Raw genomic sequence first — 18,602 nt, 5'->3', positions numbered from 1 at the left:
CGAGAATGGATTTTGAAAAAGAGTCCCTTTTTTGGAACGCAAAGCTTAGCGGAGAAGAGGATACGTTTGCCAAGCTGCCGTATACCAAGACCCCAACCCTAAGCGCTTCTAAAGCTTGTTCGGCTGGCGGCATGTTGTCCGCCCATGTGGCGCGGCGGGTCATTCAGATGAGCAAAGGATCTCCCTTGGCTGCATTTACAATCTTATTGGCAGGCGTGCAATGCTTGCTTTATAAATATACGAACGAACCGAATCTATTGCTGGGTATGCCGATCGTTAAGAGCACGAACGAGTCGCGGCGGCCTGTCAACCACGTGGTTCTTCTCCGGAATACGCTTGGGGCGGAGTCTACCTTCAGATCGTTGATAACCGAATTAACATCATCCCTTTCGGAAGTCATCCGGCATCAGAATATTCCGTTTCGCCTGATGACAGAAAGGCTGCAGCTGCAGTATGCGGATGGCGTTCCTGTTATTAACACGCTTGTGACCTTGAACGGGTTGCATATGGAAGATATCAGTCAAAGCGTCGTAGCGGATTGCGTCTTTCAATTCGGGTTGGACAACGATTCGGTTCGCTGTGAGCTGAACTATAACGAAAACTTATATCACGAAGAATTTATGGCTCGTGCCATTACCCATCTGGATCAGCTGCTTTCCGTCGTGCTGTTCCAGCCGGAGCTCGCCATTCGTCATGCGGACATGCTGACCGAGCCGGAGAAAAGGCAACTGCTTCAGACGTTCAACGATACGGAGACGGATTATGAGCGGGGGAAGACGATTCATCGGCTGATCGAGGAGCAGGCGGAACGCACCCCGGATCATGTCGCCGTAGTATTCGAGAACGAACGGTTGACATACCGGGAGCTGAACGAGCGAGCGAACCGGTTGGCTCGGACGCTGAGAGCCGGGGGCGTGGGCCGGGACAAGCTGGTCGGGCTTATGGTCGGCCGTTCGCTCGAGATGATCGTCGGGATTCTGGGGATCTTGAAAGCCGGAGGCGCGTACGTGCCGATTGATCCGGAGTATCCGGAAGAACGCATCCGTTATATGCTGGAGGATTCGGAGGCGCAGCTGCTGCTGACGCGGCGTCGTCTGCTGGAGCGCGTACCGTTCGCCGGAAATGTGATCGCGCTGGACGACGAAGAGGCCTACAGCGAAGACGGCTCGAATCCGGAGCACGCCGTTGGGCCGAACGATCTGGCCTATGTGATCTACACGTCGGGAACGACGGGCAAGCCCAAAGGGGTCTTGGTGGAGCATCACGGGCTATGCAGCCTGAAAACGGTGTTCGCGGAAACGCTGAGAATGAACGATCAAGACCGGGTGATCCAATTCGCCAGCTTGTCGTTCGACGCGTCGTGCTGGGAAATGGTTAAAGCGTTGTTTTTCGGAGCAGCGTTATATATCCCGACGGCAGAGACGATTTTGGATCATCGATTATTTGAAAGCTTTATTAACGATCATGGGATTACAACGGCTATTTTACCGCCGACGTATGCGACATACCTGAATCCGAACCGTATACCGAGCCTGAAGAAATTGATCACGGGGGGCTCTGCCGCCTCGCTGGAGCTTGTTCAGCAGTGGAAAGACAAAGTGAATTATTTCAATGCGTACGGTCCAACCGAGGATTCGATTTGTACGACCATTTGGACGCCTGCAAACAACGATATCAACCAATTGGTTCCGATCGGCCGTCCGATCCGGAATCACCGGATTTATATTATAGATTCGCATCGTGCGCTGCTGCCGGTTGGCGTAGCCGGGGAACTGTGCATCGCGGGAGTGGGCCTGACGAGAGGCTACTTGAACCGACCGGAGCTGACCGCCGAGAAATTCGTGGACAATCCGTTTTCGCCGGGCGAGCGGATGTACCGGACGGGCGATTTGGCCCGCTGGCTGCCTGACGGCAACATCGAATACATGGGCCGGATCGACCACCAGGTCAAAATCCGTGGCTACCGTATTGAGACTGGCGAGATCGAGGAGCAGTTCCTGAAGATCGCGTCCGTTCAAGAAGCGATCGTCATCGCGCGCGAAGACGCAAGCGGACAAAATCAGCTGTGCGCTTACTTTGTGGCGGATCAATCGCTAACGGCGGGCGAGTTGAGGGAAGCACTGTCCAAGGAACTGCCGGGGTATATGCTCCCGTCACATTTTGTGCAGCTCTCGCAGATGCCGCTGACGCCAAACGGGAAAATCGACCGTAAAGCGCTACCTGCTCCGGAAGGCCATGGGCTTGCCGGCAGAGAATATGTAGCGCCCCGGAACGAGGCGGAGAAAGCTCTTGCCGACGTGTGGCAGGCAGTGCTAGGCGTCGAGCGTGTCGGGGTGACGGACCCGTTCTTCGAGCTAGGCGGCGATTCCATTAAGTCGATTCAGGTTTCCGCTCGGCTGCATCAGGCCGGCTACAAGCTGGAAATCCGGGACTTGTTCAAATATCCGACCATTGCGCAGCTTAGCCCGCATATCCGGCCGATTACGCGCACGGTTAACCAAGGCGAGGTAACCGGAGAGGTTGAGCTGACTCCGATCCAGCGCTGGTTTTTCGAGCAGCAGTGGGCGGACCCGCATCACTTCAATCAAGCCGTCATGCTGTACCGGAAGGAAGGATTCGACGAAGCGGCGGTTCACACGGTGCTGCGGAAAATCACGGAGCATCACGATGCGCTGCGGATGGTATTCCGCAAGACGGAGAACGGCTATGCGGCATGGAACCGGGGAATCGCAGAAGGGGAGCCGTACGGCCTGGAAGTGATCGATTTCAAGAATTTAGCGGCATGCGCCCAAGCGGTCGAGGCCAAAGCGAGCGAGATTCAAAGCAGTATAAATCTGGAGACGGGTCCGCTTGTGAGAGCGGGGTTATTCCAATGCCCGGATGGGGATCACTTGCTGATCGCGATCCATCACGGCGTCGTGGACGGCGTGTCCTGGCGGATCTTGATGGAAGATATCGCGCTCGGCTTCGAGCAGATTGCGAAGGGGGAAGAGCTTCGTTTTCCGGCGAAAACGGACGCTTACCGTACCTGGTCGGAGCAACTCATTGCGTATGCGCAAAGTCCGGCTATGGAGAAGGAGCGGGCCTACTGGCAACAGGTTGCGCAAACGCCGCTGCCGCTGCTGCCGAAAGACAGGCGGGCACTGGACGAATCGCTTCAGCGGGACAGCGAATCGATGGTCATCCAGATCAGTCAGGCGGAAACGGAGCAATTGTTGAAACGGGTTCACCGGGCGTATAACACCGAAATGAACGACATCCTGTTAACCGCGCTGGGGCTGGCCGTGCAAAAGTGGAGCGGCCACGACCGCGTGCCAGTGAGTCTGGAAGGCCATGGACGGGAGTCCATTTTGCCCGATATCGACATCACGCGCACGGTGGGCTGGTTTACGAGCAAGTTTCCGGTTGTGCTTGAACTGGAGCGGGGAAAAGCGTTATCGCATCAGATCAAAACGGTCAAAGAGCACCTTCGTCAAGTTCCGAATAAAGGGATCGGCTACGGCGTATGCCGGTACTTGTCCGGCCATGCGGACGATTCCGGTTGGGGAGCCGAACCGGAAATCGTATTTAACTATTTGGGACAGTTTGACCAGAACCTGGAACATCATGAAATGGGACTCTCCCCGTATTCGAGCGGCATGGCGGCAAGCGAGCGGCAGGCAAGAAGCTTCTCGCTGGAAATCAACGGGATGATCTTGAACGGCTCGTTATCGTTTGACTTGAGCTACAGCCGGAAGGAATACAACAAAGAGACAATGGAGCAATTGGCCATGGGACTGCAGGAGAGCCTGCAGAAGATCATCGCTCATTGTACGGGGAAAGAGCGGACGGAATTGACCCCGAGCGATGTTCGGTACAAGGGATTAAGCGTATCCGAGCTGGAGCAGCTTGCAGAGCATACGCGGCACATCGGGGAGATGGAGAACATCTACGCTCTAACGCCGATGCAGAAGGGGATGTGGTTCCACAGCGCGATGGACCGGAAGACGGGGGCGTATTTCGAACAAGCCCGGTTTAACTTGTCCGGCAAACTGGATGTGGAACTGTTTGCCCAAAGCTGGGCGGAGCTGGCTGCGCGTCATGTCGTGCTGCGGACGAACTTCCACAGCTGGAAGGGGGAGCTTCTGCAGATTGTGTACCACGACAAGCCGATCGAATTTGCTTATGAAGATCTGCGCCATCTGCCGGAAGCCGAGCGTACCGCATATATGGAGAAGATGGCCAAAGAGGATAAGCTCCGAGGATTCGACTTGGAGCGGGATGCGCTGGTACGGGTAATCGTGATGCGCACGGAAAAAGAGAAGTACCACGTGCTTTGGAGCTTCCAGCATATTCTGATGGACGGCTGGTGCCTGCCGCAGCTGACCCAGGAATTGTTCGATACCTACGCTGTTTATGTTCGGAACGAGCAGCCCGAGCAGACCGCGGTACCGGCGTACGGGCAGTATATCGAGTGGCTGGAAAACCAGGACGAGAAGGCGGCAGCCGCTTACTGGTCCCGGTATTTGGCCGGATATGAAGGGCAGATCGTGCTGCCGCAACGGAAAACGGATGCTCCGAGCGGGGAGTATGTCCCTGAGGAAATCGTGTGCGAGCTGGGCCGGGCCTTGAGCGAACGGATGGACCAGGTGGCGAAGCAGCATCAGGTTACGATGAATACGCTGCTGCAGGCAGCTTGGGGCATTATGCTGCAGAAGTATAACGGAACCGGCGATGCGGTGTTCGGCAGCGTCGTATCAGGAAGACCAGCGGAAATCCCAGGAATCGAACGGATGATCGGGCTGTTTATTAACACGATCCCGATCCGCGTCGCCTGCGAGGCGGACGCGAGCTTTGCCGACGTGATGGGAAGGCTGCAGGAACAAGCACTGGAATCCGGCCGCTACGACTACTATCCGCTGTATGAGATTCAAGCCCGGAGCGAGCAGAAGCAGAATCTGATCAACCACATTATCGTCTTTGAGAATTACCCGATGGACGAGCAGATCGAGCAAGCGGGGGGCGGCAGCAGCGACGGTCTGGCGATCACGGATGTGGACATGGCGGAACAAACGAACTATGACTTTAACGTGACGGTTATTCCCGGAGAAACGATGAAGATTCACTTAGGCTACAATGCCCATGTGTTTGATCGGGAGAGTATTGAGCGGTTGAGAGGGCATCTGGTTCATGTGCTTGAACAGATCGTGGCCAATCCCCGAATCGCCGTGAAAGATCTGGAGCTGACCACAGCCGACGAAAAAGCCGAGATTCTGAAGCGGTTCAACGATACCACAACCGAATTTCCGCGGGAGAAGACGCTTCATCAATTGGTCGAGGAACAGGCGGAGCGTATTCCGGAAGCGGTGGCGGTGGTCTTTGAGAACGAGCAGTGGACCTACCGCGAGCTGAACGAACGGGCAAACCGGCTGGCAAGAACGCTGCAGGCTCACGGAGCGGACAAGGACCGCGTGGTCGGGATGATGACGGAACGCTCCCTGGATATGATTGTAGGCATTCTGGCGATTCTGAAGTCGGGGGCGGCTTATGCGCCGATCGATCCGGAATATCCGGAAGAGCGCATCCGGTATATGCTCGAGGATTCGGGAGCGTGCGCACTGCTAACGCAGCGGCATCTGCATGAGCGGGTCCCGGTTCGGGAAGGCTTGGCCGTCTTGGATTTGGATGACGAGCAGGTTTACCATACAGACGGGTCGAATTTGGAGCGAAGTAGCGGAGCAGCCGACTTGGCGTGTGTGATTTACACGTCGGGAACGACCGGCAAACCGAAAGGAAATTTGGCGGCACACCGGAACATCGTCCGGATCGTCCGCAATACGAATTATATCGACATTACCGAGCAGGACCGGGTGCTGCAGCTGTCGAGTTACTCGTTCGACGGCTCGATCTTCGATATATTCGGCGCGTTAACCAACGGAGCGAGGCTCGTCCTGATCCCGCGGGAAACGATGCTGGAGATCGCGAAATTGGCCGAATTGATCGAAGGGCAGCAAATTTCGGTCATGCTCATTACCACGGCTTTCTTTAACGTTCTCGTGGATGTCAACGTGAACTGCATGCGCTATATGCGGGCCATTTTGTTCGGAGGAGAACGTGTTTCGGTCAGTCATGTTCGCAGAGCCCTGCAGCACATCGGACCGGGAAAGCTTATCCATGCCTACGGCCCGTCGGAGAGCACGGTTTATGCCACTTATTATGTGATAGACGAACTGAAGCCGGATGCCGTCAACGTTCCGATCGGACGCCCGATCAGCAACACCGCGATCTATATCGTGGATGGAAACGATAAGCTGCAGCCGGTCGGAGTCGCCGGGGAGCTGTGCATTGGCGGCGAGGGCCTGGTTCGCGGGTATTTAAACCGTTCGGAGCTGACGGCGGAGAAGTTCGTAGATAATCCGTTTGCAGCCGGAGAGCGGATGTACCGGACAGGAGATCTGGCAAGATGGCTGCCGGACGGCACGATCGAATACGTGGGGCGGATCGACGATCAGGTGAAAATCCGTGGCTTCCGGATCGAGCTCGGCGAGATCGAGTCGCATCTGTCGAAAATCGAGTCCATCCAAACGGCGACGGTCGTGGTACGGGAAACCGCCTACGGCGAAAAGCAGCTGTGCGCGTACTATGTGGCCGACAGCGAGCTTCAGCCGGGCGACCTGAAAAGCGTGCTGGCCCGGGAGCTGCCGGCCTACATGATTCCGTCATACTTTATGCAAATGGAACGGCTGCCGTTGACGCCCAACGGGAAGGTTGACCGCAGGGCACTGCCCGCACCTGAAGAAAGCTTGCACACGGAAATGGAGTATACGGCGCCGCGTACGCCGCTGGAAGCGAAATTGGCCGCCATCTGGCAGGAAGTGCTCGGATTGGAGAAAGTCGGTGTCAAAGATAACTTTTTCGAGCTCGGAGGACATTCGCTTCGGGCGACGACGCTGGTGAGCAAGCTGCACAAGGAGCTGAATGTCCAATTCCCGCTGCGGGACGTATTCCGCTACACGACGATTGAAGAAATGGCCCAAGCCGTGGCTATGATGGAAGAGCGGTCGTTTACCGCGATCCCGGCGGCGGAGGAAAGAGCGTACTACCCTCTGTCTTCGGCGCAGAAGCGGCTGTATATCCTGCATCAGCTGGAAGGGGCGGAGCAAAGCTATAACATGCCGGGAGCGGTGCTGCTCGAAGGAGCGCTGGACCGGAAGCGGCTTGAAGAGGCGTTTCGCGGGCTGATCGCGCGCCACGAAACGCTGCGCACCGCCTTTGAGATGGTAAGCGGCGAAGCGGTCCAGCGGATTTATCCGGAAGTAGACTTTGCTGTGGAATATGTTCGGGCGAGCGAGGAAGAAGCGGCGGAAATCGTGCGGCATTTCGCGCGCACGTTTGATCTGGCGAAGCCGCCGCTGCTGCGGGTGGGCATGGTCGAGCTGGCGGAAGAACGCCATATTCTGATGTTCGACATGCATCATATTATTTCCGACGGAGTCTCGATGGACGTTCTCGTGGAAGAGTTTGTCCGCTTGTACGACGGAGAAGAGTTGAAGCCGCTGCGCATTCAGTACAAGGACTATGCGGTATGGCAGCAGTCCGAAACGCAGAAGGAGCGGATGAAACGGCAGGAAGCCTACTGGCTGGATGTGTACCAAGGGGAGCAGCCGGTGCTGGAAATGCCGACGGACTATGCGCGTCCGGCCATGCAGCGCTACGAAGGGCATACGCTTCAATTTTTTATGAACGCGCAGAAGAGCGAAGGCTTAAAGCGGCTCGCGGCCGAAAGCGGCTCGACGCTGTACATGGTGCTGCTGGCGGCGTATACGGTGCTCCTGCATAAATATACGGGACAACAAGATGTGATTGTAGGTACGCCGATTGCAGGAAGAACTCACGGTGATCTGCAGCCGATCATCGGGATGTTCGTCAACACGCTGGCGATCCGCAATTCCCCAACCGGCGAGAAGACGTTCCTGACGTATCTGGAAGAAGTCAAGGAAGCGACCTTGAACGCTTATGAACATCAGGACTATCCGTTTGAAGAATTGGTCGAGAAAGTACAGGTTGTGCGGGATTTAAGCCGCAATCCGCTCTTTGACACGATGTTTACGCTGCAAAACACGGAAGGCAAGGAATTCCAGCTGGAAGGACTTCAGCTGACATCTTATCCAAGCGACTACGGGATGTCGAAATTCGACCTGAGCTTGGATGTGACCGAAAACAATGGCAGTCTGGAATACACTTTAGAATATGCGACGGCCTTGTATAAGCAAGAGACGATAGAACGTCTGGCGAAGCACTTCGAGCAATTGGTCGAGGCGATTGTCAGCCATCCGGAAGCGAAAATTGCGGAGCTGGACATGCTGACGGCGGAAGAGAAAGAACAGCTTCAGCGCGTGTTCAACCCGGCGATCCCGGAGCAGCCGCCGGAGAAGACGTTCCACCGGCTGTTCGAGGAACAGGCGTTGCGGACCCCGGAAGCGGCGGCGGTAAGGTACGAGGACAAGCAGTTGACGTACCGGGAGCTGAACGATCGCGCGAATCGGCTGGCGAGCACGCTGCGTTCGGCCGGTATCGGAAGGGAATCGATCGTCGGCATCCTTGCCGACCGTTCGGTGGACCTGTTGGTTGGAGTGATAGGGGTCTGGAAGGCGGGAGGCGCATATGTGCCGCTTGATCCGGATTATCCGTCCGACCGGATCGGTTTTATGCTGGAGGACAGCGGGGCGTCGGTGCTGCTGACGCAAACCCATCTGAGAGCGCGCGTGCAAGCGTGGCTGGAGGAGGGCCAGGCGCTGCATACCGTGTTGTGCTTGGACGATGAGCGGTCGTATGTCGAAAATGCGGCGAACGTGCATGATACGAGCGAGCCGCACGATCTGGCGTACGTGATCTACACATCGGGTACGACGGGTCGGCCGAAGGGTGTCATGATCGAGCACCGCAGTTTAGTCAATACGGCGGCGGCTTACCGCCGGGAATACCGGTTGGACCAGTCCCCGGTGCGGCTGCTGCAATTGGCGAGCTTCTCCTTCGACGTGTTCGTCGGGGATATTGCCCGGACGCTGTATAACGGTGGCACGATGGTCATCTGTCCGAAGGACGATCGGATCGATCCGGCTCGTTTGTACAGCTGGATTCGCGACGGACAGATCACGATTTTCGAATCGACGCCGGCCCTGATCGTTCCGTTCATGGACTATGTCGCGGAGCAGGGGCTGGACATGAGCTCGATGCGGCTGCTGATCACAAGCTCGGACAGCTGCAGCGTGGCCGACTACCGGCTGTTGCAAGAGCGGTACGGCTCACAGTTTAGAATCATCAACGCGTACGGCGTAACGGAGGCGGCAATCGATTCGAGCTTCTACGACGAGCCGCTGGAGAAGCTGCCGATGACAGGGAATGTGCCGATCGGCAAAGCGTGGCTGAACGCTCGGTTCTACATCGTGGACGCGCAGTTGAAGCCGGTGCCCATCGGCATCTTGGGCGAGCTGTGCATCGGCGGCGTTGGCGTGGCCCGTGGGTATTTAAATCGCACGGAGCTGACGGAAGAAAAGTTCGTGGACAGCCCGTTCGTCCCCGGGGAGCGGCTGTACCGTACAGGCGACCTTGCGCGCTGGATGGCGGACGGCAACGTGGACTTTATCGGGCGGATCGACCATCAGGCGAAAATCCGCGGGTACCGGATCGAGATCGGCGAAGTGGAGTCGCAGCTGCTGAAAGTCAAAGGCGTGCGGGAAGCGGTGGTCGTCGTCCGGGAGGACGGAAACGGCCAGAAGGCGCTGTGCGCGTACTTCACGGCGGACGGCGAGCATCAGGCCAACGGGCTGCGCAGCGCGCTGTCGCAAGAGCTTCCGGGCTACATGATTCCGTCGTACTTCGTACAAATGGAACGGCTCCCGTTGACGCCGAACGGGAAGATCGATCGCAAGGCGCTGCCCGCACCGGAAGGAAACGGAAACGGCGGCTCGGAATTCACGGCGCCGCGGACCCCGCTGGAAGCAAAGCTGGTTCGCATCTGGCAGGAAGTACTCGGATTGGAGAAGGTTGGGGTGAAGGATAACTTCTTCGATCTCGGCGGACATTCGTTGCGGGCGACGACGCTGGCCGGCAAGGTGCATAAGGAGATGAATGTCGAGCTCCCGCTGCGGGACGTGTTCCGTTACACGACGGTTGAAGAGATGGCCCAAGCGATTTCCCGGATGGGGGAACATCGATTCGTCTCCATCCCGAAAATCGAGGAAAAAGAGTATTACCCGCTATCTTCCGCGCAGAAGCGTCTGTACATCCTGCACCAGCTCGAAGGGGCGGAGCAAAGCTACAACATGCCGGGAGCCATGCTGCTGGAAGGAGCGCTGGACCGGGAGCGGATCGAAGAAGCATTCCGCAGGCTGGTCGAGCGCCACGAAACGCTGCGCACCGGCTTCGAGATGGTAAACGGCGAGCCTATGCAGCGGGTCTCCCGGGAAGCGGACTTTACCGTGGAATATGTGCAAGCAAGCGATCGGGAAGCGGCAGAAGTCGTCCGTGAATTCGTGCATGCGTTTGATCTGGCGAAGCCTCCGCTGCTGCGCGTAGGTTTGGCTGAGCTGGCGGAACAGCGCCATATTCTGATGTTCGACATGCATCATATTATTTCGGACGGCATCTCGATGGACATCTTGGTCGAAGAATTCGTTCGTTTGTACGGCGGGGAGGAGCTGGAGCCGCTGCGCATTCAATACAAGGACTACGCCGCATGGCAGCAGTCGGAAGCGCAGCAGGAACTGATCAAGCGCCAAGAAGCGTACTGGCTTGACAGGTTCCGCGGCGAACTGCCGGTGCTGGAAATGCCGACGGATTTTCCTCGACCAGCCGTGCGGAAGTTCGACGGAAACCTGCTCCAGCACCAGCTGGATCCGAAGCTCGGCGAAGGATTGCAGCGGATTGCAGCTGAAAGCGGGGCGACGCTGTTCATGGTGCTGCTGGCAGCGTATACGGTGCTGCTGCAAAAATATACGGGTCAGCAGGACATTGTTGTCGGTACGCCGATTGCCGGAAGAACCCACGGCGATCTGCAGCCGCTAATCGGGATGTTTGTCAATACGCTGGCGATCCGCAGCTGCCCGGACGGGAAGAAGACGTTCCGCTCCTTCCTGGCCGAAGTGAAGGAAACGATGCTCGAAGCCTACGAACATCAGAATTATCCGTTTGAAGAGCTGGTGGAGAAGTCGCAGGCTGCCCGCGACTTAAGCCGCAACCCGCTGTTTGATACGCTGTTTGCATTGCCGGATCAAGAGATGGAGGAGCTTCAGTTCGAAGGGCTCCGGATGTCCCCGTATCCGGACGAGCATACCATCGCAAAATTCGATCTGAGCATGAACGTCACCGAAGGCAGCGGGGGGTTGGAAGTAAGCCTGGAGTATGCGACCTCCTTGTACAAGCTAGAAACGGTCGAACGCATGGCGAAACATTTCGGGCAATTGCTTGCGGCGATTGTGCAGGCTCCGGAAGCGCCGCTAGCTTCGCTTGACATCATGACGGCGGAGGAGAAGGAGCGGATACAGCATGTATTCAACGCTACGGCAGCCGCGTATCCTTCGGAGAAAACGATTCATCGGCTGTTCGAGGAGCAGGCGGAGCGCACCCCCGACCATCCGGCTGTCGTATTCGAAGGCAGGCAGCTGACGTATCGCGAGTTGAACGAACGGGCGAACCGTTTGGCTCGCACCTTGAGAGAAGCGGAAGTGAAGCCGGACCAAACGATCGGACTGATGGCCGAACGTTCGCTCGACATGATCGTTGGAATGATAGCGGTCTTGAAAGCCGGAGGCGCCTATGTCCCGATCGATCCGGATTATCCGGAGGAACGCATTCGCTTTATGCTGGAGGATTCGGGCGCAGAGCTGCTGCTCGTCCAAACACATTTGCGAGACCGGGCTCCGTTCGCCGGCAAACTTGTCGAGTTGGACGACGAACGTTCCTACAGCGAAGACGGGTCGGCCTTGGAGGAGGTCGCCGGGCCGAATGATCTGGCGTATGTCATTTACACGTCGGGAACGACGGGCAAGCCCAAGGGGGTTATGGTCGAACACCGCAATGTCGTACGGCTGGTCAAAAATACGAATTATGTGGAGCTGAACGAACAAACCCGTATTTTGCAAACGGGAGCGGTCGTGTTCGACGCATCGACCTTCGAGATCTGGGGCGTCCTGCTGAACGGCGGAAGATTGTGCGTCGTGCCGAGCGAAACGATTCTGGACGCCTCTAGCTTGAAGCATGCGATTGAGCGGTATGACATTAACACGATGTGGCTGACGTCGCCTTTGTTCAACCAGCTTTCCCAGCAAGACAGCGGAATGTTCGCCGGATTGAAAACCTTAATCGTCGGAGGCGACGTGCTGTCGGTCCCCCACATTAACCGGGTTCAGCGCGAGCATCCGGAACTGCGCATCATCAACGGGTACGGACCGACGGAAAATACGACGTTTTCCACTACGTATGCTATTGTCGGCGAGCAGCAGGAGGCGGTGCCGATCGGCAAGCCGATCAGCAACTCTACGGCGCACATCGTCGACAGCGCACTGAACCTGCTGCCTGTCGGAGTATGGGGCGAACTGCTCGTAGGCGGAGACGGCATCGCGCGGGGCTATTTGAACCAGCCGGAACTGACGGCGGAGAAATTTGTGGAACGCCCCTTCTGCCCAGGCCGGCGCTGTTACCGGACGGGAGATCTGGCCAGGTGGCTGCCAGACGGAACGCTGGAATATAAAGGCCGGATGGACGAGCAGGTGAAAATCCGCGGCTACCGGATCGAGCTGGGCGAGATCGAAGAGCAGCTTTTAAAACTCTCGTCCGTTCAAGAAGCCACAGTCATCGCGCGTGAAGACGAAAGCGGACATAAACAGCTGTGTGCCTACTTCGTGCCGAACCTGGAGCTGTCGGCGAGCGAATTGAGAGCCGCGTTATCGCAAAAGCTGCCGAACTATATGATCCCGTCGCATTTCGTGCCCTTGCAGCGAATGCCGCTGACACCGAACGGGAAGATCGACCGCAAGGCGCTGCCCGCTCCGGAAGGCGGTATGCTTACGAAGGCGGAGTATATCGCTCCGCGGACCGAACAAGAGCAGGCGTTGGCCGCCGTATGGCAAGCGGTGCTGGGGGTAGAGCGCGTGGGAGCGTCGGACCACTTCTTCGAGCTGGGCGGAGACTCCATCAAGTCGATTCAGGTTTCGTCCCGTTTGCATCAAGCCGGCTACAAGCTGGAGATTCGGGATTTGTTTAAATATCCGACCATTGCCCAGTTAAGTCCGCATATCCGGGAGGCCGGCCGAAGAGCCGATCAGGGCGAGGTCACCGGGGAAGCGGGGCTGACTCCGATCCAACGCTGGTTTTTCGGGCAGCAGTGGGACGATCTGCATCACTTTAACCAATCCGTCATGCTGTACCGGAAGGAAGGGTTCGACGAGGCAGCCATTCGCCAAGTGCTGCAGAAGATCACGGAGCATCACGATGCGCTGCGTATCGTATTCCGCAGGTCCGATAACGGATATACGGCATGGAACCGGGCTATCGGGGAAGGTGAGACGTACAGTCTGGAGGTAGCCGATTTCAGAGGAATCCAGGCGCCCGATCAAGCAGTTGAAGCAAAATCCAACGAAATTCAGAGCGGCATTGATCTTGAAGCCGGACCTTTGGTAAAAGCGGGGTTGTTCCATTGCTCGGACGGCGATCATCTGCTGATCGTCATACATCATGCCGTTGTGGACGGCGTATCGTGGCGGATCATCCTTGAAGATATCGCGCTCGGCTACGAGCAAGCCGCGAAGGGAGAAGCGATTCGCCTTCCGGCGAAGACCGATGCTTTCCGGTCTTGGTCCGAGCGGCTTGCCGCCTACGCGCAAAGCCCGGCTATCGAGAACGAGCGGGCGTATTGGCAGCGCATAGCGCAAACGGCGGTATCGCGGCTGCCCAAGGACAAGCAGGCGGCAAGCTCCTTGGAGCGGGATAGCGAAACGATAGTGGTCCAGTGGAACCGTGGGGAAACGGAGCTGCTGCTGAAGGGAGCCCATCGGGCATATAACACCGAGATCAACGACATTTTGCTAACGGCATTGGGCATGGCTTTGCAGAAATGGTGCGGCCACGACCGCCTTCTGGTGAATATGGAAGGGCATGGACGAGAGCCCATTATGGAGGATATCGATATCACGCGCACCGTAGGCTGGTTTACAAGCAAATATCCGGTCGTGCTTGAGCTGGAGCCTGGCAAAAACTTGTCGTATCACATCAAGAAAGTGAAAGAAAGCTTGCGTCAAATTCCCAAAAAGGGAATCGGATACGGTATATGCCGGTATATGTGCGAAAATCCGGACGATACCTTATGGAGCCCGGAACCGGAAATCAGCTTCAACTATTTGGGGCAATTCGATCAGGATTTGCAAAATAGCGATGTAGGGATATCGGCGTATTCGGGCGGAAAGTCATCAAGCGATAAGCAAACGCGCAGTTTCGCTCTGGACATCAATGGTATGATATCGGACGGCGTATTGTCGCTTGAACTGAGTTACAGCCGGAAGGAATACCGCAGGGAGACGATCGGGAAGTTGGCTGCATGGCTGCAGGACAGTCTGCGGGAAATCGTTGCCCATTGCACGTCGAAGGTACGGACGGAGTTGACGCCGAGCGATGTTCAATTCAAGGGATTAAGCATAGCCGAACTGGAGCAGATTGAGGAACGCACCCGCCACATCGGGGAGATCGAGAACATTTACACGCTTACGCCGATGCAGAAAGGGATGTGGTTCCACAACACCCTGAACCGACATGGCGGCGCGTATGTTGAGCAAGCGATGTTGGCCTTGCAAGGGGATCTGAATATGGAGTTGTTCGCCCGAAGCTGGAACGACTTGACCTCGCGTCATGTTGTACTGCGCACCAACTTTTATAACGGTTGGAAAGGGGATCTGCTGCAAATCGTATATCGTGACAAGCCGATTGAGTTTACTTACGAGGATCTGAGCCGGTTAGAGGACCAGGAGCGGAAGGCGTGCATCGACAAGCTGAAGAACGATGACAAAGTACGGGGCTTTGATCTGGAGCAGGACGCCCTGATGCGAGTCAAAGTGATTCGGACGCAGGAACAGAGCCACCTCGTCCTCTGGACCTTTCACCATATTCTGCTTGACGGCTGGTGCTTGGCTTTAATCGCCAATGAGATTTTTGATACGCATGCAGCTTATGTGCGGAATGAGCGGCCTGCATGGCCGGATGCCCCGGCGTACGGCCAATTTATCGAGTGGCTGGAGAGGCAGGATAAAGAAGCGGCATCCCGCTATTGGTCCGGCTATTTGGCAGAGTACGAAGGTCAAACCATGCTGCCTCAAGGAAAGCAGCACCAGCGCAGTGAGGTGTACGAAGGGGATCACATTGTTCGCCATTTGGGCAATAGCTTGAGCGGACGGATGAGTCAGGTTGCCAACCAGCTCCAGGTCACCGTCAACACGTTGATCCAAGCGGCTTGGGGCGTTATTTTGCAAAAATATAACGGAACCGGCGACGTGGTGTTCGGCAGCGTCGTCTCGGGAAGGCCCGCTGAAATTCCGGGAATCGAAGACATGATCGGCCTCTTCATTAACACGATACCTGTTCGCGTTACTTGCGAGGTGGACACGAGCTTTGCCGACGTCATGAAACGGCTGCAGGAATCGGCTTTGGAATCTGGACGCTATGATTACTACCCGTTGTACGATATTCAGGCACAAACCGCCCAAAAGCAAGATTTGATCAACCATATTATGGCCTTCGAGAACTACCCTTTAGGCGAACAAATCGAACAAGCGGGCGAAGGCGACGACGGAAAGCTTAAGGTTACGGATGTGGATATCGAGGAGCAGACAAGCTACGATTTTACTTTGACCGTTATGCCGGTAGACGAACTTGTGATTCGTTTCGATTTCAATACGCTTGTGTATGAAAGGTCCGTGATGGAGCGATTGATGGGACATTTCATCCATGTGCTTGAGCAGGTTAGTGCCGACCCGCAGGCTCCCGTAGGCGCTCTGGAACTCATCACCGCGGCGGAAAAAACGGAAATTTTGGACACCTTCAACAATACGGCGACGGAGTATCCGCGGGATCAGACGATTCACGGAATGTTCGAAGAGCAGGCATGGCGGAATCCTGACGCGGTAGCGGTCGTATTTGAAACAGCACGGCTTACGTACGGGGAACTGAACGAAAATGCGAACCGGCTGGCGCGTACCTTGCGAGATGCGGGAGTTCAGACGGACCAGTTGGTAGGTCTGATGGCCGAGCGTTCGCTAGAGATGATCGTCGGTGTGCTTGCCATTATGAAGGCGGGCGGGGCCTACATCCCGATCGATCCGCAATATCCGGAAGAGCGAATCCGGTATATGCTGGAGGATTCGGGAGCACAAGTGCTGGTAGGTCAGCGTCATTTGCGTCAGCGCGTATCGTTTGAAGGGAAATTTTTGGCGGTGGATGAAGAGCAGTCGTACAGCAAGGACGGCTCGAATCTGGAGCCGGTCTCCGGACCGAACGACCTAGCCTACGTGATCTATACGTCAGGGACAACGGGCAAACCCAAAGGGGTCATGGTCGAGCATCGCGGGCTGTGCAGCTTGAAGCTCATGTTTGCGGATACCCTGCACATGACGAAAGAGGACCGAATCGTACAATTTGCCAGCCTATCGTTCGACGCATCCTGCTGGGAAATTCTTAAGGCTTTATGTTTTGGGAGCGCCTTGTATATCCCGACCAAAGAGACAATTCAGGATTATCGCGTATTTGAGAAATTCATGAACGACAATGAAATTACGGCAGCCATCTTACCGCCGACGTATGCGGCATCCTTGAATCTTGATCGCATGACGAGCCTCAAAAAGCTGATTACCGGCGGCTCCGCCGTAACTGTTGAATCCGTTAAACAATGGAAAGGCAAAGTGTCGTATTTCAACGCTTACGGGCCAACGGAAGCTTCGATTGTTACCTCGATTTGGGCGGCGTCAACGAACGATCTTGACCGAAAATTGGTTCCGATCGGCAAGCCTATTCAGAACCATCGGATCTATATTGTAGATTCGTACCATCGATTACAGCCGATAGGAGTGGCCGGGGAATTGTGCATTGCAGGCGTAGGATTAGCCAGAGGCTATTTGAACCGTCCCGAGCTGACCGCAGAGAAGTTCGTGAACTATCCCTTCACGCCTGGGGAGAGGCTGTACCGGACAGGCGATTTGGCCAGATGGCTGCCGGACGGTAACATCGAATATGTGGGCCGCATCGATCATCAAGTGAAAATTCGCGGTTACCGGATCGAGCTTGGTGAAGTGGAAGCTCAGCTTGCAAAAGTCGCTTCCGTACAAGAAGCCATTGTCATCGCGTTCGCGGATGCAAGCGGCCTGGAGCAGCTTTGCGCCTATTATGTAGCGCAAACCGATATTTCCGCGGCCGAACTGAAGAAGACGCTGTCGCTCGAGCTGCCGGACTATATGATACCGGCGTATTTCGTACAGCTCCCGCAGATGCCGCTGACGCCGAATGGTAAAATCAACCGTAAAGCGCTGCCCGCCCCGGAAGCAGGCGTCCATAGCGAAGCGGAATATGTCGCGCCGCGTACACTGCTGGAAACGAAGCTGGTCCAAATTTGGCAGGATGTGCTTGGACTTAAGAGGATCGGCGTGAAGGACAATTTCTTCGAACTCGGCGGAAACTCCATCAGCTTAATTCGTTTAATTCAACGAATCCATGATGAAACGGGAGTAGAAATCCCTCTTCATAAAGGGTACGAATATACCTCTGTCGAAGCGATGGCGAATGCCAATTGGGAATCCGGGTTTGAGAATAACTCCAATCATTTCGTTAAGCTGAATCAGCAGGGAGAGTTGAACGTATTTTGCTTCCCTCCGGGACCCGGCTTCGGAATAGTCTACCAGGGATTAGCGGAAAGGCTGGACAACCGATTCGTGGTATATAGTATCGATTTCATCGACGATAGCCCAAGCTACGAGGACATGATCGATTGTTATGTGGACGAGGTCCTTCGCGTACAAAAACAGGAGCCTTATGTATTTATGGGGTATTGCATCGGCGGAAATATGATGTTTGAAGTAGCCAAAGCGATGGAAAAGCGAGGGTACCCGGTATCGGATTTAATCATGGTGGATTCTTTGAAGAAGCATGCCCCGAAACCTGCGGATACCGCAGAAAGCAATATTGAAGAGACGATAAAATATTTGATGGCTACGGAAAAAGAACTGATGGACAACCCCGCGATTCGAGAACGGATCGCACTCAAAGTGCGGTCGACCTTGACGTATGAAGCTCAATTGGTCAATACGGGCACTGTTCTTGCCACCGTTCACGATTTGGTAGCGGAGGACACCGAAGCTATCCGCTTAGAGCAAGGGGTGTCATGGAACAGCGCAGCCCGGCAAGACTACGCGCAGTATAAGCTCGCTGGCGATCATGATCAGCTGCTTGAGCCCGAATATATTGACTCTACGACAAAACTCATTTTGCGTATCCTTGATCAAATTGCGGAACGGATCAAGCAATCTCAAGAGGTACTGCATGGAAACTGATCTGCATCAAACTTGGGCTTCAACCGAAGCCATCCCGGA

At 55.8% G+C, this 18,602-nt stretch carries 1 protein-coding gene; it reads left to right on the top strand.

Annotation, left to right across the window (positions count from 1 at the left end; translation table 11 throughout):
• The first annotated feature begins 5 nt into the window (after positions 1-5).
• Positions 6-18,563, top strand: coding sequence for a non-ribosomal peptide synthase/polyketide synthase (locus QMG93_RS02570; RefSeq protein ID WP_281933329.1), 18,558 nt, complete (start codon positions 6-8; stop codon positions 18,561-18,563).
• The last annotated feature ends 39 nt before the right edge of the window (positions 18,564-18,602 follow it).

Source organism: Paenibacillus tyrphae (assembly GCF_027925525.1).
GTDB classification, from domain to species: domain Bacteria; phylum Bacillota; class Bacilli; order Paenibacillales; family NBRC-103111; genus Paenibacillus_G; species Paenibacillus_G tyrfis_B.
The sequence above is the reverse complement of the archived record's forward strand: the minus strand, read 5'-3'. Positions and strand labels throughout refer to the sequence as shown.

Coding starts and splice junctions, on each gene's coding strand:
- QMG93_RS02570 (WP_281933329.1), top strand. CDS start 6: ATGGATTTTGAAAAAGAGTCCCTTTTTTGGAACGCAAAGCTTAGCGGA.